A 17,144-nucleotide genomic window follows, 5' to 3' on the forward strand; every position below is an offset into this window, starting at 1 on the left:
GCTGGGAGGGGTGGTTCAGCCGAGGACGGCGAGCGCGTCGATCTCGATGAGCAGGCCCTTGGGCAGGCCGACGTACACCGTCGTACGGGCGGCCGGTGCCTCCTTCAGGCCCTGCTCCTCGAAGTACGCGTTGTAGATCTCGTTCATCTCGGCGAAGTGGTCGACGTCGGTGAGGTAGACGCGCATCATCATGACGTCGTCCCAGGTCGCGCCGCCCTCTTCGAGGATCGCCTTGACGTTGGCGAAGGTCTGCAGGGTCTGCTCGCGCAGGGTCGGGCCCGCGGGGGTGGGGGCCTGGCCCTCGACGGCCGGGAGGAAGCCGACCTGGCCGGCGACCTGAAGGATGTTGCCCTTCTTGACGCCGTGGGAGAACTTCGCGGGCGGGGTGGTGTGGGTGGCCGGGGTGAGGGCGGTCTTCTCGGTCATGGTGGTTCTCAGGCTTCCTTGTGGTCCTGCGGGGTTCTTACCGGGGCGTTGCCGGAGTACTCCCGGCTGATGGCATCCGCGGTACGGCGCACCAGCGGGAGCAGTTTGAGGAGGTCCTCGGCGGAGACGACGACGTTCGGCGCGGAGACCGACATCGCCGCGACCAGCCGGCCGTCCGCACCGCGGATGGGTGCCCCGATGCAGTTGATGGACTCCTCGTGGCCACCGAGGTCGGTGGCCCAGCCCTGTTCGCGCACCTTGGCCAGCTCGGCCAGGAAGGCCGTGGCGTCGGGGGTCGAACGGGCCGTGTACTGGGGGTAGTCGAGCCGCTCGGCGACGGCGCGGCGCTCGGGCTCGGGGAGGTCGGCGAGCAGCAGCTTGGCGACGGCGGCGACGGTGATCGCGACGGGCTTGCCGATGCGCGAGTACATCCGGACCGGGTAGCGGCTCTCGACCTTGTCGATGTAGAGGACCTCGTTCTCCTCGTACACCGCGAGGTGGACGGTGTGTCCCACCTTCTCGTTGAGTTCGGCGAGGTGGGGGTGGGCGATGTCGCGGACGTCGAGGTTCTCGACGGCCTCCTGGGCGAGCGCGAAGAGCCGGGCGCCCAGGCGGTAGCGCTGGTCGGGCTGTCGGTACACCATGCCGTGCTCGTGGAGCGTGCGCAGCAGCCGCAGGGCGGTGGACTTGTGCACACCGAGCCGGTCGGCGACCTGTTCGAGGTTGGCGGGCCCCTGCGCGAGCAACGGCAGGATGCTCAGTGCGCGGTCGACAGTCTGACTCATGTCTGGGATACCTCCACCCGTACGTTCCCGGCCCCGTCCTCCGTCCAGCCGGGGCCGAGTCGCAGTGTCTCCCAGGCGGCCGCGTCGAGCGCGACGAGGTGGTCGGTGAGCTCGCGGGCCGGCGGGGTGCCGAGGTCGCCGGGGACGGTGAGGGAGGCGGCGGCCATGAGGTGGCCGTGCCGTATGCGGTCGAAGACGGGCAGGCCGCGCAGGGTGGCGGAGAGGAAGCCGGCGGCGAAGGCGTCACCGGCGCCGACCGGGGCCGCCACCTCGACCTTGAGCGCGGGCGCGAAGGTCACGGTGTCGGTGCCGTCGGGCTGCCGCTCGTACACGGTCGCGCCCTCGCTGCCCTGCTTGACGACGAGGACGCCGGGCTCGGGGAGCGCCGCGCGCACGGCGGCGGGGCCGTGCACGTCCCAGGCGGCCGCGGCCTCGTCCTCGCCGACGAAGACCAGGTCGCAGCCGCGGGCGAGGCCGAGGAGGATGCCGGGCGCCTGCTCGGCGCGGTCCTGCCAGAGGCCGACGCGGTAGTTGAGGTCGAAGGAGACGAGCGGGCGGCCCGGGCGGCGCTCGGTGATCGCCCTCAGGACGTCGAGGCAGCCGTCGGAGAGGGCGGCGGTGATGCCGGTGACATGGACGACGCGGGCATCCCGGAGGGCCGGTCCGTCAAGGAGGGCGGGGGTCATCGCGGAGGCGGCGGAGCCGGCGCGGTAGTAGACGACCTCGGCGAGGTCCTGCCCGTCCGCCGCCGGCTCGGCACCGGTGGCGCGCTCGCCCGCGGTACGGAAGTAGATGCCGGTCGGGCGCCCGGGGTCGCGCTGCACGTGGGTCACGTCGACACCGTGTGCGGCGATCGTCTCCAGGAGGTGGTCGCCGAAGCCGTCGGTGCCGACCCGGGAGACCCACCGCGCGGTGTGTCCGATGGCGGCCAGCGCGCAGGCGACGTTGGACTCGGCGCCGCCGATGCCGCGGTCGAAGGACGGCACGTCGGCGAGTCTGCCGGGGCGTGCGGGCAGGAAGGTGACCATGGACTCGCCCAGGCAGACGACGTCGGTGGTGACGTGCGGTGGCGTGGTCGCTGTGGTCACGGTGTTTCCCTGCTCCTTGCGGTGGGTGGTGCGGGGCCGTGGTGGTGGTGCGGGGGCGTGTTCAGCGCTGTGTTTCCCGCGTTTCCCCACCATTGACCCGACGATGAATCGGATGCTAGACAGCATTCAGCGATATGCGCAATGGGCGTTGCAGATGATGCAACAGGAAATTTGAGGAGACATCCCATGGCCGCCGATCCCCAGTCCGATCACCCCATCGGACAGCTCGCGGACGAACGGGTGGACCACCGCTTCAAGGCCCTCCCCCCGGACGCGGAAGGACTCACGGTCGGCGCCCTGGCGGCCCAGCGCCGCAACCTCTTCACCGGCGGCTTCACCACCCCGGTCCTGGCCCTTTCCGCCGAGTCGGTCGAGCACAACCTCGCCGTCATGGAGACCTACTCCACCCGGCACGGCCTCGCCTTCGCGCCGCACGGCAAGACCTCGATGGCCCCGCAGCTCTTCGCCCGCCAGCTGGCGCACGGCGCGTGGGGCATCACCGCGGCCGTACCGCACCAGGCCCGGGTCTACCGCGCGTTCGGCATCCAGCGGATCTTCCTCGCCAACGAGCTGGTGGACGCCGCCGCGCTGCGCTGGCTGGCGGGCGAGCTGGCCGCCGACCCGGACTTCCGCTTCATCTGTTACGTCGACTCGCTCCGCGGCATCGAGCTGATGAACGCCGCGCTGCGCGAGGCCGGCGCCACCCGCCCGGTGGACGTCGTCATCGAGCTGGGCGCGGGCGACGCGGCCCGTACCGGCGTCCGTGACGAGGCCACCTGCCTGGACCTGGCCAACGCGATCGCCGCCGCGGACACCCTCCGGCTGGTCGGCATCGCCGGGTACGAGGGCGAGGTGCCGGACGCGAACGCCGAGCGGGTCGCGGCCTGGTTGCGCCGCCTCGTGGCCCTGCTCGTCGACTTCGACAAGTCGGGCCGCTTCGCCGACCTGGACGAGATCGTGCTGAGCGCGGGCGGCAGCGCGTGGTTCGACACGGTCGCCGAGGTCTTCGCCGAGGTACCGGAGCTGTCCCGGCCGGTACTGAAGCTGCTGCGCTCCGGCGCGTACGTCTCGCACGACGACGGCCACTACCGCCACCTCACCCCCTTCAACCGCCACCCCGACGAGGGCACCCTGCAGCCCGCCTTCCGGCTGTGGGCGCAGGTCGTCTCGCGCCCCAACGGCGGGCAGGCGTTCGCCAACGCGGGCAAGCGGGACGCGGCGTACGACCTGGACCTGCCCGAGGCGCAGGTCGTCCGGTCGGCCCGGGACGGCTCGGTACGCGCCGCCGACGGCATCTCCGTGACCGGCCTCTCCGACCAGCACGCCTGGATCCGCACCGAGCCGGGCGCCGAGCTGGAGGTCGGCGACTGGATCGGGATGGGCCTGTCCCACCCGTGCACGTCCTTCGACAAGTGGCAGCTGATCCCGCTGGTCGAGGCCGACGGCACGGTCTCGGACTTCGTCCGTACGTTCTTCTGAGAAGCCCGAAAAACCCAGCCCGTCTGGGGGCACCTCCCAGCGGTAGCTGGGGGAGATCGAGGACAACGCGGCCGGAGGCCGTGTGCCCGCCCACCGGCCGCAAGAAAGGCAACCCACATGGACACCGTGGTCCGTGACGTCAGCGTCATAGACGGCACTGGCGGTCCCTCCTACCGCGCCGATGTCGCACTCGACGGCGGCCGCATCGCCGCCGTCGTACGGGAGGGCAGCGGCGACCGCCCGACGGCCCGCCGCACCATCGACGCAGCCGGCCTGGCGCTAGCCCCGGGCTTCATCGACATGCACGCCCACAGCGACCTCGCCCTCCTGCGCGACCCCTCGCACGAGGCCAAGGCCGCACAAGGCGTCACCCTCGAAGTGATCGGCCAGGACGGCCTGTCGTACGCGCCGGTCGACGACCGCACGCTCGCCGAGGTCCGCGCCCAGATCGCGGGCTGGAACGGCGGTGCGCCCGGGGATACGAGCATCGACTTCAGCTGGCGCTCGGTCGGCGAGTACCTGGACCGGCTGGACCACGGCTTCGACGGCCAGGGCATCGCGGTCAACGCCGCGTACCTGATCCCGCAGGGCACGGTCCGGATGCTGGCGATGGGCTGGGACGACCGCACGGCGACCGACGCCGAGCTGGCGCGGATGAAGCGGCTGGTCGCCGAGGGCATGGAGCAGGGCGCCGTGGGCCTCTCCTCGGGCCTCACCTACACGCCCGGCATGTACGCCTCGGACTCCGAGCTTGCCGAGCTGTGCCGGGTGGTGGCCCGGTACGAGGGGTACTACTGCCCGCACCACCGCTCGTACGGCGCGGGCGCGCTCCGGGCGTACGAGGAGATGATCGGCCTCACGCGCGAGGCCGGCTGCGCGCTGCACCTCGCGCACGCCACCATGAACTTCGGCGAGAACAAGGGCCGCGCTCCCGAACTGCTGGCCCTGCTGGACGCGGCGCTGGACGACGGCGCGGACATCAGCCTGGACACCTACCCGTACACCCCCGGCTGCACGACGCTCGTCGCGATGCTGCCGAGCTGGGTGAGCGAGGGCGGCCCGGAGGCGATCCTCGCGCGGCTGCGGGACGACGCCGAGGCGGCCCGCATCCGGCACGTCGTGGAGGTCGAGGGCGCGGACGGCTGTCACGGCGTCCCGATGGAGTGGGACACGATCGAGATTTCCGGCGTCTCGAACCCGGACCTCGCGGAGTACGTCGGCAAGACGGTCGCGCAGAGCGCGGCCGAGCGCGGCGAGGAGCCGTGGGTGACGGCCCGCCGGCTGCTCATCGAGGACCGGCTCGGCTCGACGATCCTCCAGCACGTCGGCCACGAGGAGAACGTCCGGGAGATCATGCGGCACCGCGTGCACACGGGCGGCAGCGACGGCATCCTGCAGGGCGCGAAGCCGCACCCGCGCGCGTACGGCACGTTCCCCCAGTACCTGGGCAAGTACGTCCGTGAGCTGGGCATCCTCTCGCTGGAGGAGTGCGTCGCGCATCTCACCGGGCGGGCCGCCGCCCGGCTGCGGCTGCCGGACCGCGGGCTCGTACGCGAGGGATACCGCGCCGACCTGGTGCTGTTCGACCCGGAGACGGTGGCCGCGGGGGCGACCTTCGAGGTGCCGCGGACGCTCCCGACGGGCATTCCGCACGTGCTGATCGACGGGCGCTTCGTGATCGAGGACGGCAAGCGGACCGACGTCCTCGCGGGCCGGTCGGTGCGGCGCACCCCCGCGGCGCGCGGCTGAGTCGAAGCGGCTGAGTCGAAGCTCACACCGCCTCCGGGCGCCGCGCCGGGCGACCTGCGGATTCCGTCGTCCGTCTTCGATGACGAAGCGCTCGATGGTGAGCACATGCGAAAAATCGGCCATGTGTCATCCGAGTCTTGGAATGTGCAGTGAGGCGTGCGGAATGCCGCCCGCCACCCGCGTATCAGCAGGTCCCGGCGTGGCCCATAACACCGGGCGGGCGTCCGCGCCCGCCCGTAAGGTGGCGGACATGCAGGTGATCCAGTCAACCAAGCTCGCCAATGTCTGCTACGAGATCCGTGGCCCGGTTCTTGAGGAGGCGATGCGGCTGGAGGCGGCAGGTCATCGCATACTCAAGCTCAACACCGGCAACCCCGCCGCGTTCGGCTTCGAGTGCCCGCCGGAGATCCTGGAGGACATCCTCCGCAGCGTCGGTACCGCGCACGGTTACGGCGACGCGAAGGGCCTGCTCTCGGCGCGGCGCGCGGTGATGCAGCACTACCAGACCCGCGGCATCGAGCTGTCGGTCGAGGACATCTACCTCGGCAACGGCGTCTCCGAGCTGATCCAGATGTCGATGCAGGCGCTGCTCGACGACGGCGACGAGGTACTGGTCCCGGCCCCGGACTACCCGCTGTGGACCGCTTCGGTCTCGCTCTCCGGCGGTACGGCCGTGCACTACCGCTGCGACGAGCAGGCGGACTGGATGCCGGACCTGGCCGACATCGAGCGCAAGGTCACCGACCGCACCAAGGCCATCGTCGTCATCAACCCGAACAACCCCACGGGCGCGGTGTACGACGAGGAGCTGCTGCGCGGCATCGCGGAGATCGCCCGCCGGCACAACCTGATCGTCTGCGCCGACGAGATCTACGACAAGATCCTCTACGACGGCGTCACGCACACCCCGTTCGCGTCCCTCGCGCCCGACCTGCTGACGCTGACCTTCAACGGCCTGTCGAAGGCGTACCGGGTGGCCGGCTACCGCAGCGGCTGGCTCGCGGTCTGCGGCCCGAAGGCACACGCCACCTCGTACATCGAGGGGCTGACGATCCTCGCCAACATGCGGCTGTGCGCCAATATGCCGGCCCAGCACGCGGTGGCGACCGCGCTCGGCGGCCGTCAGTCGATCAATGACCTGGTACTGCCGGGCGGCCGGCTGCTGGAGCAGCGGGACGCCGCGTTCGACCTTCTCTCGCAGATCCCGGGCGTCAGCTGCGTGAAGCCCAAGGGCGCGCTGTACGCGTTCCCGCGGCTGGACCCGAAGGTGTACAAGATCAAGGACGACCGGCAGATGGTGCTGGACCTGCTGCGCGCCGAGAAGATCATGATCGTGCACGGCACGGGCTTCAACTGGCCGGAGCCGGACCACTTCCGCCTGGTCACGCTGCCGAACAAGGACGATCTGACGGACGCGGTGACCCGGATCGGCAGCTTCCTGGACGGTTACGGGCAGTACTGAGCGGACCCTTTTTCTGTACGCGAGACAACTTTAGACTCAGTCCAAGGTAGGATGGTCTCCTGACGTTGCCAGGAGGCCATTCCATGTACGAGCCGATCCGCACCAAGTCGGTCCACACCATGGCCGAGCAGGATGACTTTCCGCACCGCTCCCGCGAGGAGGAACTGGACATCCGGCTCGCCGGGCATCTGACCGCACTGCTGACCACCCTCGACGAGCTGCGCGCGCTGACGCCCGACGGCTCGCTGGACGACGCCGCCGACCGGCTCGCCGAGCAGGTCGCCCGGCTGCGCGGCGGCGACTTCCCGCTGCGCGCCCGGCCGTCCGGCGGCGCCCCGGAGCGGATCCCCTCGCTCCACCGCCGCGTCCACACCCTCGCCGGGAACGCCCTGGTCGTGGCCAATTCCCGGTCCGACCGGGCGGCTGCCGAGCTGGCCGCCGAGCTGCTGCGGCGCCACGCCGACGCGGGGAAGCTGGCCACGGCCTGACCCCGCCCCGATTCCTCCGGGGGCGGCCGTGGTGCTCATCCCGTCCGCCCCTGGAGCTCCACCACGCGAAGGGGCCCGTCACCTGCCGGTGACGGGCCCCTTCGCGAAGTCAGCCGTGACGGCTAGCCGAGGCGCTTGACCAGCGCGCGGTACTCGTCCCACATCTCCTTCGGCGTGTGGTCACCGAAGGTGTTGAGGTGCTCGGGCACCAGCGACGCCTCGTCGCGCCAGACGTCCTTGTCGACGCTGAGCAGGAAGTCGAGGTCCGCCTCGGGCAGGTCCAGGCCCTCGGTGTCCAGGGACTCCTTGGTCGGCAGGATGCCGATGGGGGTCTCGACGCCCTCGGCCTTGCCCTCCAGGCGCTCCACGATCCACTTCAGGACGCGGCTGTTCTCGCCGAAGCCGGGCCAGACGAACTTGCCCTCGTCGTTCTTGCGGAACCAGTTGACGTAGTAGATCTTGGGCAGCTTGGCCGCGTCGGCGTTCTTGCCGACCTTGACCCAGTGACCCATGTAGTCGCCCATGTTGTAGCCGCAGAACGGCAGCATGGCGAACGGGTCGCGGCGCAGCTCGCCGACCTTGCCCTCGGCCGCCGCGGTCTTCTCGGAGGCGACGTTGGCACCGAGGAAGACGCCGTGCTGCCAGTCGAAGGACTCGGTGACCAGCGGGACCGCGCTGGCGCGGCGGCCGCCGAAGAGGATCGCCGAGATCGGCACGCCCTTGGGGTCCTCCCACTCGGGCGCGATGATCGGGCACTGGCCGGCCGGGGTGGTGAACCGGGCATTGGGGTGGGCCGCCGGGGTCTCCGACTCCGGGGTCCAGTCGTTGCCCTTCCAGTCGATCAGGTGGGCGGGGGTCTCCTCCGTCATGCCCTCCCACCAGACGTCGCCGTCATCGGTGAGCGCGACGTTGGTGAAGACGGAGTTGCCCCACAGGGTCTTCATGGCGTTGGCGTTGGTGTGTTCGCCGGTGCCGGGCGCGACGCCGAAGAAGCCGGCCTCGGGGTTGATCGCGTACAGCCGGCCGTCCTCGCCGAAGCGCATCCAGGCGATGTCGTCGCCGATCGTCTCGACCGTCCAGCCGGAGATCGTGGGCTCCAGCATCGCGAGGTTGGTCTTGCCGCAGGCGCTCGGGAACGCGGCCGCGACGTACTTCGACTCGCCCTGCGGCGGGGTGAGCTTGAGGATCAGCATGTGCTCGGCGAGCCAGCCCTCGTCACGCGCCATGACGGAGGCGATGCGCAGCGCGTAGCACTTCTTGCCGAGCAGGGCGTTGCCGCCGTAGCCCGAGCCGTAGGACCAGATCTCGCGGTCCTCGGGGAAGTGCGAGATGTACTTCGTGGAGTTGCACGGCCACGGCACGTCCTGCTCGCCCTCCGCGAGCGGGGCGCCGAGGGTGTGCACGGCCTTGACGAAGAACCCGTCGGAGCCCAGCTCGTCCAGGACCGGCTGCCCCATCCGCGTCATGGTGCGCATCGAGACGGCGACGTACGCCGAGTCGGTGATCTCCACGCCCAGCGCGGAGAGCGGCGAACCCAGCGGGCCCATGCAGAACGGGACGACGTACATCGTCCGGCCCTTCATCGCGCCCCGGAAGATGCCCTGCTCACCGGAGAAGATCTCACGCATCTCGGCGGGGGCTTTCCAGTGGTTCGTCGGGCCCGCGTCCTCCTCCTTCTCGGAACAGATGAAGGTGCGGTCCTCCACACGGGCGACGTCCCTCGGGTCGGAGGCCGCGTAGTAGGAGTTGGGCCGCTTGATCGGGTCGAGCTTCTTGAACGTTCCCTTGGCGACCAGTTCCTCACACAGGCGGTCGTACTCCGCCTCCGAGCCGTCGCACCACACGATGCGGTCCGGCTGGGTGATCGACGCGATCTCATCGACCCAGGCGATGAGCTCCTGGTGGTTGGTCGGGTGTTTGAGGGAGGGAGCCGCGTTGTCGCGCGCCACGATCGCTCCTAGATGAGGGGTTTTTACGAACATCAGCACAATGTCCGCTTTTGAAGATGTTGGCCCCTTGGGGGCTGCGACCCGGACGCTTCGTGACCGCTCATCCGGTGCCGACCGCACTCATATGATCATCCGTCTCCGACCGGATTCTGTCCAGAGGGCCCCCTCGTGACCGTCACCACTCAGCGGACTGATCCGTAACTTACGGTCGCGTAGATAGGGTGGCGGCCATGTCTTCCGCGCCCGAAGCCGCCGACAGCCGCACTGCCGAAAGCCCAGCTCAGGCCGTGACCTCCGCGGTCTCTGCGCTGGCCGCCCCCCTCAAGCCCAAGCTGCGGGGGTGGCTGCACGCGGGGATGTTCCCGGCAGTCCTCTTCTCGGGTGTCATGCTCACCGCATTGGCCGACAGTCCCCGGGGGCGGGTGGCGTGCGGCATCTACACGCTCACCGCCTGCCTGCTCTTCGGCGTCAGCGCGATATATCACCGGGGCAACTGGGGCCCACGGGTCCTGGGCATCCTGCGCCGGCTGGATCACGCCAATATTTTTCTGATCATCGCGGGCACCTACACCCCGCTGACGATCCTGCTGCTCCCGGACGGCCGCCGGGACCTCCTGCTGTGGGGCATCTGGGCGGCCGCCGCCCTCGGCATCGCCTTCCGCGTCTTCTGGGTCGGCGCGCCGCGATGGCTCTACACACCGTGCTACATCGCGATGGGCTGGGCGGCGGTCTTCTTCCTCCCGGACTTCCTGCAGAAGGGCGGCATCGCCGTCCTCGTGCTCGTGATCGTCGGCGGGCTGCTCTACAGCGTGGGCGGCGTGATCTACGGGATCAAGCGCCCGAACCCGTCACCTCGGTGGTTCGGCTTCCATGAGGTCTTCCACTCCTTCACCCTCGCGGCCTTCGTCGTGCACTACGTGGGCATCTCGCTGGTGGCCTATTCGCACGCCTGACACGGGCGCGGGACCGCCGGCCGCGGTCCCGCCGCCTCCGGCGATCCGGCCCCACCGTGGCCGCGGCCTCGACGCCGCGGCCACTTGCCATGTCAGGGCCGCCACCCCGGCCAGTACCAGCGCGAGGACCACGGCCGTGCCGCCCGCCAAGTAGCCGCCGATACACACCGCGGCGGCCAGTACGACCGCTCCGTGCATCGCTCTACGCATCCGCAACACCCCCTCCAGCTCTCACTGAATGTGACTGCGCGCTCTTAGAGCGTTACACATCCCACTGACAACGGGGAGACCGCCGGAGCCGGGCCTGCTTCTACAGATCCACGAGTACCGCGCCGAGGTGGCGGCCCTCGGTCAACTCGCGCAGTGCGCGCGGCGCTTGTTCGATGCCCTGGAAGCGGGTGTGCGGGAAGGTGAGCGTGCCGTCGCGCAGCCCCTGGCCGAACTGCCGGTTCCACTCCGGAATGAGGTCCAGGTGGTCGAAGAGGGCCATGCCGCGCAGCGTGATGCCGCGCGAGAGGAGCGACAGCGTGTCGATCTCGGTCGTGGCCGGCTCGGCGGCGGACATCTGGGCGGCCAGCGCCCCGACGATCGCTATCCGGGCGCCGCGGTTGGCAAGGGCGAGGGCCGCCTGCAGCTGCTCGCCGCCCACGTTGTCGAAGAGCGCGTCGACGCCGTCCGGCGCCGCCTTGCGCAGCTGGTCCAGGATCGGTCCCTCGCCCCGGATCACCACGGCGTCGTAGCCGAGCCCGTCCATGAGCCGCTCGGCCTTGGCGCGGGAACCCGTACTGCCGATGACGCGGACGGCGCCGCGCTGCTTGGCGAGCTGCCCGGCCAGCGAACCCACGCCGCCGGCGGCCCCGGTGATGAACACGGTGTCCCCGGGGCGCACGTCCGCGCCCCGCCCGATCCCCATCAGGGCGGTGGGCCCCTGCGACAGGTAGGCACTGGGGTCGGGCAGCAGGTCCGGCTCCAGGCGCTGCGCCTGAGAGGCGTCCATGACGGCGAACTCGCGCCACCCGAGGCGGTGTTCCACCAGGTCCCCGGGGGCGAACTCGGTACCGGGCGCGGCCACGACCTCGCCCACGGCGGAGCCGTGCAGCGGAGCTCCGACCTCGTAGGCCGGCATCGGCACGGCGCTCTGTTCGTCCATGAGGGTGCGCATCACGGCGGCGACGCCCATGGTGGTGGTGCGGACGAGGATCTGACCGGGCGCCGGTTCCGGTACGGGTACGTCGGCGATCTCGAAGAGGTCGTCGGTGACCGCGCCCGTGGGACGGGCGGCCAGCCGGACTTCGCGGTGCGTGGTGGGCACTTCACTGCGGATGGTCATGGTGCCGACGCTAGTGCCCGTCTCCGTACGGCAGGGCCCGTCTCCGTACTGCGGTACGGAGACGGGCCCGCTCCCCGCGGTCAGTGCTCCTTCAGGCGCTCCGCCAGTTCGCCCGGGTCGGCGGTGGGGCGCTCGCAGGTGAAGTCGCGGCATACGTAGGCGGCGGGGCGGCCGCCCAGCAGCGGCCGGTCCTTCAGGAGCGGCACCTCCTCGCTCCCGGGCTCGCCGACCGCGACCACCGTGCCGGGCGCGGTGCCCAGCAGCGCGGCGCGGTGCAGTTCACGGGTGGCCTCGTCGTCGTACGAGCCGACCACCGCGACCTCGCGCGGGCCGTCCAGCAGCGCCTCGGCGGCCGCGAGCCCCCAGCCGATGAAGCGCGGGGCACGGCCGCTGAGCGCCTTGACGATGCCGAGCGCCTGCTCGGCCGCTTCCCTGTGCGGCCCGCTGCCGGTCAGCGCCGCGTACGAGAGCAGGGCGCCGGCCGCCGCGGTCCACCCCGAGGGCGTGGCGTTGTCGGTCGGGTCCTGGGGGCGGCGGATCAGCGTCTCGGCGTCGTCCGCGGTGTCGTACAGCGAACCGTCCGCACCCCGGAAGTGGATCAGCACGGTGTCCAGGAGCAGCCCCGCGAAGTCCGCCCATACGCCCTCACCGGTGACTTGGGAGAGCGCCAGGAACCCCTCGGAGACGTCCGCATAGTCCTCCAGGACACCGGAGTTGGTGCCGGGTGTGCCGTCGCGCGAGGTGCGGTGCAGCCGCGCCCGGCCGTCCATGTGGACACGGACCAGCAGGTCGGCGGCGTCGGTCGCGGCCTGGACGAGGTCCGGGCGGTCGAAGTACGCGCCGGTCTCCGCGAGCGCGGCGATGGCCAGGCCGTTCCAGGCGGCCACGACCTTGTCGTCCCGGCCGGGGCGGGGCCGTTCCTCGCGCGCGGCACGCAGCCGCTCCTTGATGCCCGCGATCCGCTCGGCGTCGAGCAGCCCGTCGGTGTCCGGGAGCTGGAGCACGGAGGCGCCCTCCTCGAAGGTGCCCTCCTCGGTGACACCGAAGTAGTCGGCGGCCACCTGCGCGTCCTGCTCCCCCAGCACCTCGGTCAGTTGCTCGGGCGTCCATACGTAGTACGCGCCCTCGACGTGCCGCCCCGAGCCGTCGTCGCTGTCGGCGTCCAGCGCGGAGGCGAAGCCGAGCTGGTCGGTGCGGAGTTCGCGGACCATGAAGTCGGCGGTCTCCAGGGCGATGCGGCGGGCGAGGCCGGAGCCCGTGGCGCGCCACAGGTGGGCGTACACCCGACACAGCAGCGCATTGTCGTACAGCATCTTCTCGAAGTGCGGAACGACCCATTCCGCATCCACGGAATAGCGCGCGAAACCGCCGCCGAGCTGGTCGTAAATGCCGCCGCGCGCCATCGCCTCGCAGGTGGCCGTCACCATTTCCAGCGCGCCCTCGGAATCGGTCCTGGCGTGGTGGCGCAGCAGGAATTCCAGCACCATCGACGGCGGGAATTTCGGCGCGCCGCCGAATCCGCCGCGGTTCGCGTCGAAATCCCGGGTCAGCTGCATGAGAGCGGCGAGCAGGTCCTCGCGATCCGGCGGCTGCACCCCGCCCGCGGACAGCGAGCGGCCGGCCAGATCGCGCACGATCTTCCCCGCGACTTCGCCGACCTCCTCCCTGCGGTCCGCCCAGGCGGCCTTCACGCCCTCCAGGACCTGGGAGAACGAGGGCATGCCGTGGCGCGGCGCCGGCGGGAAGTAGGTACCGAAGTAGAACGGCTCGGCGTCCGGCGTGAGAAAGACCGTCATCGGCCAGCCGCCGTGCCCCGTGGCGGCCTGGACGGCCTCCATGTACACGGCGTCGACGTCCGGACGCTCCTCGCGGTCCACCTTCACCGATACGAAGTTCTCGTTCAGCAGCGCGGCGGTGGCCTCGTCCTCGAAGGATTCGTGGGCCATGACGTGACACCAATGACACGCGGAGTACCCGACTGACAACAGTACGGGTACATTGCGCCGCTTCGCCTCCGCGAACGCCTCCTCCCCCCACGGCCACCAATCCACCGGATTGGCAGCGTGCTGGAGGAGATAAGGCGACTGGGAGTCAGCCAGTCGATTCATACCGGCATCGTCGCACGACAGGGACCGTCCGGCCCAAACTCGCGTGCCGGAAAACCGCAGCAGAATGCCGTACACCCGTCGTGCGGACGGTCGTCGGGCGCTCGTCGCAGGTCCGGGCCCGCCGGGCGTGCCGAGCCCGTCCAGGATCTCCGGGGCGCGTGCCGGAGCACCGGGCGGCGGCATCCCGGCACCGGTCGCCGGGGCGTCCGGGGCAGGGAACAGTGGGAGGCAGGAACCGAATCGGAACGGAGGCGTTCATGGTGGGCGACGACGGCGCGGCACCGCGGACACGCCCGGGGCCGGCCTGCCTGGTGACCGGCGCGACGGGCTATATCGGGGGCCGGCTGGTGCCGGAGCTGCTGGCGGCCGGCCACCGGGTGCGGTGCCTGGCCCGGTCGCCCGGAAAGCTGCGTGACCACCCGTGGGTGGACCGGACGGAGGTGGTCCGCGGCGATGTGACCGACGAGGCGTCCGTCAGGGCGGCCATGCAGGGCATCGATGTCGCGTACTACCTGGTCCACGCGCTGGGCACCGGTTCCGGCTTCGAGGCCACGGACCGGGAGGCCGCCCGCGTCTTCAGCGAGCAGGCTGCCGCAGCGGGCGTGCGGCGCATCGTCTATCTGGGCGGTCTCACCCCGCAGGACCTGCCCGAACGGGAGCTGTCACCGCATCTGCGCTCCCGGGCCGAAGTGGGACGCATCTTCCTGGACTCGGAGGTGCCCGCCACCGTGCTGCGCGCCGCGGTGATCATCGGCTCCGGCTCGGCGTCCTTCGAGATGCTGCGCTACCTCACCGAACGGCTGCCGGTGATGGTCACCCCCAGGTGGGTGCGCACCCGGATCCAGCCGATCGGCGTGCGGGACGTGCTGCGGTACCTCGTGGGCAGCGCCACCATGCCTCCCGAGGTGAACCGCGCCTTCGACATCGGAGGGCCGGACGTCATCACGTACGTGGCGATGATGCGCCGCTATGCCGAGGTCGCCGGCCTGCCCCGGCGTCTGATCGTGCCCGTACCGGTCCTGACGCCGCGGCTGTCCAGCCTCTGGGTCGGCCTGGTCACGCCCGTGCCGGGCTCGATCGCCCGGCCGCTCACCGAATCGCTGCGCCACGAGGTCGTCTGCCACGAGCACGACATCGCGCGCTACGTCCCCGACCGGCCGGGGCAGCCGGTCAGCGTCAACACCGCACTCGAACTGGCGCTGCGCCGCGTACGGGACGCGGAGGTGGCCACCCGCTGGTCGTCCGCCGCGGTGCCCGGCGCACCCAGCGACCCGCTGCCCACCGACCCCGACTGGACCGGCGGCAGCCTGTACACGGACCATCGGGAACTGACCGTCGACGCCTCCCCGGAAGCGCTGTGGCGCGTCATCGAGGGCATCGGCGGCGAGAACGGCTGGTACTCCTTCCCGCTCGCCTGGGCCGTGCGCGGCCGGCTGGACCGGCTGATCGGCGGTGTCGGACTGCGTCGTGGCCGGCGTGACCCCCAACGTCTGCGGGCGGGGGACTCCCTGGATTTCTGGCGTGTCGAGGAGATCGAACCGGGCCGGCTGCTGCGGTTGCGCGCCGAGATGCGGCTGCCCGGCCTGGCCTGGCTGGAGATGCGCGCGGACCGGGACGAGGCCGGCCGCACCCGCTACCGCCAGCGGGCTCTCTTCCAGCCGCGCGGCCTGCTGGGACACGCGTACTGGTGGAGCGTGTCGCCGTTCCATGCCGCGGTGTTCGGCGGCATGGCCCGCAATATCGCGCTGGCCGCGGCCAGGGGAACGACCGGTCGCGGAGGCGACGGGACGCACCGCGCGGTGCCCGGCAGTGTCTGAAGGACAGCCGCGGCCCCGATACCGTCCGAGCACCCGCGCCGTTGGCAGTGGGCCGTCCCCTCGACCAGCCCGACCAGGAGTGGCGCGATGACCGTCCCGATCGTTCTGTTCACCGCCGATCTGCGGGTGCACGACCACCCGCCGCTGCGCGCGGCGCTCGAATCCGCAACAGAAGTGGTACCGCTGTTCGTACGTGACACCGCCATCGACGCGGCAGGCTTCGCCACGCCGAATCGCCGGGCGTTCCTCGCGGACTGCCTGAGCGACCTCGATGCGGCCCTGCGTGACCGCGGCGGCCGGCTGGTGGTGCGCTCGGGCAGCACGGTCGACCAGGTGTGCCGGGTCGCCGCCGAAGTGGATGCCGGCGACGTGCACATGGCGGCCGGGATGAGCCGGTTCGCGCTGCTGCGGGAGACCCGGCTCCGGGAGGCCCTGGCGTCGGCCGGCCGGCGCCTGTACGTGCACGACGCGGTGACCACCGCGGTCCCGTCCGGCGCGGTGACTCCGGCGGGATCGGACCACTTCGCGGTGTTCACGCCGTACTTCCGCCGCTGGTCGCAGGTGTTCGGGCGGACTCCCTCGGCCGCCCCGAGAGCGGTACGCGTGCCCGGCGACGTCGCCTCGGAAGAGCTGCCGTCCCGTGCGGCGGTGACCGGGGTGTCGGAGGGGCTCGCCGCGGGCGGGGAGACCGAAGGCCGCAGGCGCGCGACGGCCTGGTGGCGGGCCGGCCTCGCGGATTACGAAGACCGCCACGACGATCTGGCCGGGGATGCGACCTCCCGGCTCTCGCCGCATCTGCACTTCGGCACGCTCTCCGCCGCGGAGCTCGTCCACCGTGCGCGCCGCGCGGGTGGGGCGGGTGCCGAAGCGTTCGTCCGGCAGTTGTGCTGGCGGGACTTTCACCATCAGGTGCTGGCGGCCCGGCCCGCGGCGGCCGTCGCGGACTACCGGACCCGGCACGACCGCTGGCGGTCGCAGTCGGCGGCGTCACAAGAGATCACCGCCTGGAAGGAGGGCCGTACGGGGTATCCGGTGGTGGACGCGGCGATGCGCCAGCTCGCCCACGAAGGCTGGATGCACAACCGTGGACGGCTGCTCGCGGCGAGCTTCCTGACCAAGACCCTGTATGTCGACTGGCGGATCGGCGCCCGTCACTTCCTGGACCTGCTGGTGGACGGAGACATCGCGAACAACCAGCTCAACTGGCAGTGGGTGGCCGGCACCGGCACGGACAGCCGGCCCAACCGGGTGCTCAACCCCGTGCTCCAGGGCAAGCGGTACGACCCCGACGGCACGTATGTCCGCCGCTGGGTGCCCGAGCTGGCCGGAATTGCGGGGACGGCCGTGCACGAACCGTGGAAACTGCCGGGGCTGGAGCGGGCCCAGTACGACTATCCCGATCCCATCGTCACGCTCTCCGACGCCAGAGAACGCTTCCAAAGGGCCCGCGGTCTGGCCGATTGAGCGCCTCCGGACCCGCCCGGGCCCGGAGAGAAACAAGGAGGCAGTG

Annotated in this window: 13 protein-coding genes; 7 read left to right on the forward strand and 6 right to left on the reverse strand. The window is 71.2% G+C overall.

From position 1 onward, the window contains the following. Nucleotides 1-15 precede the first annotated feature (15 nt). Genes CCS38_RS16130 through CCS38_RS16140 form a run of 3 tightly spaced genes read right to left on the reverse strand, consistent with a single transcriptional unit; the run spans nt 16 to nt 2,239 of the window. Nucleotides 16-426, reverse strand: coding sequence for a RidA family protein (locus CCS38_RS16130; protein WP_223733971.1), 411 nt, complete (start codon nt 424-426; stop codon nt 16-18). 8 nt (nt 427-434) lie between these two features. Continuing rightward, nucleotides 435-1,211: an IclR family transcriptional regulator gene (locus CCS38_RS16135; RefSeq protein WP_223733972.1), complete on the reverse strand. Its 777-nt coding sequence runs from the start codon at nt 1,209-1,211 to the stop codon at nt 435-437. Then, nucleotides 1,208-2,239 (reverse strand): sugar kinase, encoded by a 1,032-nt coding sequence (locus CCS38_RS16140; protein ID WP_372457086.1) that lies wholly within the window; start codon nt 2,237-2,239, stop codon nt 1,208-1,210. The genes CCS38_RS16135 and CCS38_RS16140 overlap by 4 nt, the downstream gene beginning before the upstream one ends. 246 nt (nt 2,240-2,485) lie before the next feature. Here CCS38_RS16140 and CCS38_RS16145 point away from each other — a divergent pair, with 246 nt between their 5' ends. The 4 genes from CCS38_RS16145 (at nt 2,486) to CCS38_RS16160 (ending at nt 7,477) form a co-directional block, all read left to right on the forward strand. Next, nucleotides 2,486-3,778 carry an amino acid deaminase gene (locus CCS38_RS16145; RefSeq protein WP_223733974.1) on the forward strand — a complete coding sequence of 431 codons (1,293 nt, stop codon included), beginning with the start codon at nt 2,486-2,488 and terminating at the stop codon, nt 3,776-3,778. 117 nt (nt 3,779-3,895) lie between these two features. Beyond that, nucleotides 3,896-5,527: an N-acyl-D-amino-acid deacylase family protein gene (locus CCS38_RS16150; protein ID WP_223733975.1), complete on the forward strand. Its 1,632-nt coding sequence runs from the start codon at nt 3,896-3,898 to the stop codon at nt 5,525-5,527. 250 nt (nt 5,528-5,777) lie between these two features. Beyond that, the gene (locus CCS38_RS16155) at nt 5,778-6,989 is read left to right on the forward strand and encodes a pyridoxal phosphate-dependent aminotransferase (RefSeq protein WP_030265453.1); all 1,212 of its coding nucleotides are present in this window, start codon (nt 5,778-5,780) and stop codon (nt 6,987-6,989) included. An 83-nt stretch (nt 6,990-7,072) separates the two neighbouring features. Beyond that, nucleotides 7,073-7,477 carry an SCO4983 family protein gene (locus CCS38_RS16160; protein ID WP_223733976.1) on the forward strand — a complete coding sequence of 135 codons (405 nt, stop codon included), beginning with the start codon at nt 7,073-7,075 and terminating at the stop codon, nt 7,475-7,477. A gap of 122 nt (nt 7,478-7,599) precedes the next feature. On the opposite strand, the gene CCS38_RS16165 is transcribed toward CCS38_RS16160, so the two are convergent. Next, complete coding sequence (locus CCS38_RS16165; protein ID WP_223733977.1) at nt 7,600-9,426, reverse strand: phosphoenolpyruvate carboxykinase (GTP); 1,827 nt, start codon at nt 9,424-9,426, stop codon at nt 7,600-7,602. A gap of 230 nt (nt 9,427-9,656) precedes the next feature. Between CCS38_RS16165 and trhA the strand changes: the two genes are divergently transcribed. Further along, on the forward strand, nt 9,657-10,379 hold the full coding sequence (gene trhA / locus CCS38_RS16170) for a PAQR family membrane homeostasis protein TrhA (RefSeq protein WP_223733978.1): 723 nt from the start codon (nt 9,657-9,659) through the stop codon (nt 10,377-10,379). A 310-nt stretch (nt 10,380-10,689) separates the two neighbouring features. Here trhA and CCS38_RS16175 read toward each other — a convergent pair whose 3' ends face one another. Further along, entirely contained in the window at nt 10,690-11,709 is a 1,020-nt protein-coding gene (locus CCS38_RS16175; protein WP_223733979.1) for an MDR family NADP-dependent oxidoreductase, read from the reverse strand. An 80-nt stretch (nt 11,710-11,789) separates the two neighbouring features. Then, nucleotides 11,790-13,817, reverse strand: a complete 2,028-nt coding sequence (locus tag CCS38_RS16180) for a thioredoxin domain-containing protein (protein WP_223733980.1) — start codon at nt 13,815-13,817, stop codon at nt 11,790-11,792. A 257-nt stretch (nt 13,818-14,074) separates the two neighbouring features. On the opposite strand from CCS38_RS16180, the gene CCS38_RS16185 reads away from it, so the two are divergent. Both CCS38_RS16185 and CCS38_RS16190 read left to right on the forward strand, forming a co-directional pair. After that, nucleotides 14,075-15,634: an SDR family oxidoreductase gene (locus CCS38_RS16185; RefSeq protein WP_223733981.1), complete on the forward strand. Its 1,560-nt coding sequence runs from the start codon at nt 14,075-14,077 to the stop codon at nt 15,632-15,634. Nucleotides 15,635-15,721: 87 nt separating this feature from the next. After that, nucleotides 15,722-17,098 (forward strand): cryptochrome/photolyase family protein, encoded by a 1,377-nt coding sequence (locus CCS38_RS16190; RefSeq protein ID WP_223733982.1) that lies wholly within the window; start codon nt 15,722-15,724, stop codon nt 17,096-17,098. Nucleotides 17,099-17,144 lie beyond the last annotated feature (46 nt).

The sequence above is a fragment of the Streptomyces purpurogeneiscleroticus genome, assembly GCF_020024005.1.
Classification (GTDB): domain Bacteria; phylum Actinomycetota; class Actinomycetes; order Streptomycetales; family Streptomycetaceae; genus Streptomyces; species Streptomyces purpurogeneiscleroticus.

Coding starts and splice junctions, on each gene's coding strand:
- CCS38_RS16130 (WP_223733971.1), bottom strand. CDS start 426: ATGACCGAGAAGACCGCCCTCACCCCGGCCACCCACACCACCCCGCCC.
- CCS38_RS16135 (WP_223733972.1), bottom strand. CDS start 1,211: ATGAGTCAGACTGTCGACCGCGCACTGAGCATCCTGCCGTTGCTCGCG.
- CCS38_RS16140 (WP_372457086.1), bottom strand. CDS start 2,239: ATGGTCACCTTCCTGCCCGCACGCCCCGGCAGACTCGCCGACGTGCCG.
- CCS38_RS16145 (WP_223733974.1), top strand. CDS start 2,486: ATGGCCGCCGATCCCCAGTCCGATCACCCCATCGGACAGCTCGCGGAC.
- CCS38_RS16150 (WP_223733975.1), top strand. CDS start 3,896: ATGGACACCGTGGTCCGTGACGTCAGCGTCATAGACGGCACTGGCGGT.
- CCS38_RS16155 (WP_030265453.1), top strand. CDS start 5,778: ATGCAGGTGATCCAGTCAACCAAGCTCGCCAATGTCTGCTACGAGATC.
- CCS38_RS16160 (WP_223733976.1), top strand. CDS start 7,073: ATGTACGAGCCGATCCGCACCAAGTCGGTCCACACCATGGCCGAGCAG.
- trhA (WP_223733978.1), top strand. CDS start 9,657: ATGTCTTCCGCGCCCGAAGCCGCCGACAGCCGCACTGCCGAAAGCCCA.
- CCS38_RS16175 (WP_223733979.1), bottom strand. CDS start 11,709: ATGACCATCCGCAGTGAAGTGCCCACCACGCACCGCGAAGTCCGGCTG.
- CCS38_RS16180 (WP_223733980.1), bottom strand. CDS start 13,817: ATGAATCGACTGGCTGACTCCCAGTCGCCTTATCTCCTCCAGCACGCT.
- CCS38_RS16185 (WP_223733981.1), top strand. CDS start 14,075: ATGGTGGGCGACGACGGCGCGGCACCGCGGACACGCCCGGGGCCGGCC.
- CCS38_RS16190 (WP_223733982.1), top strand. CDS start 15,722: ATGACCGTCCCGATCGTTCTGTTCACCGCCGATCTGCGGGTGCACGAC.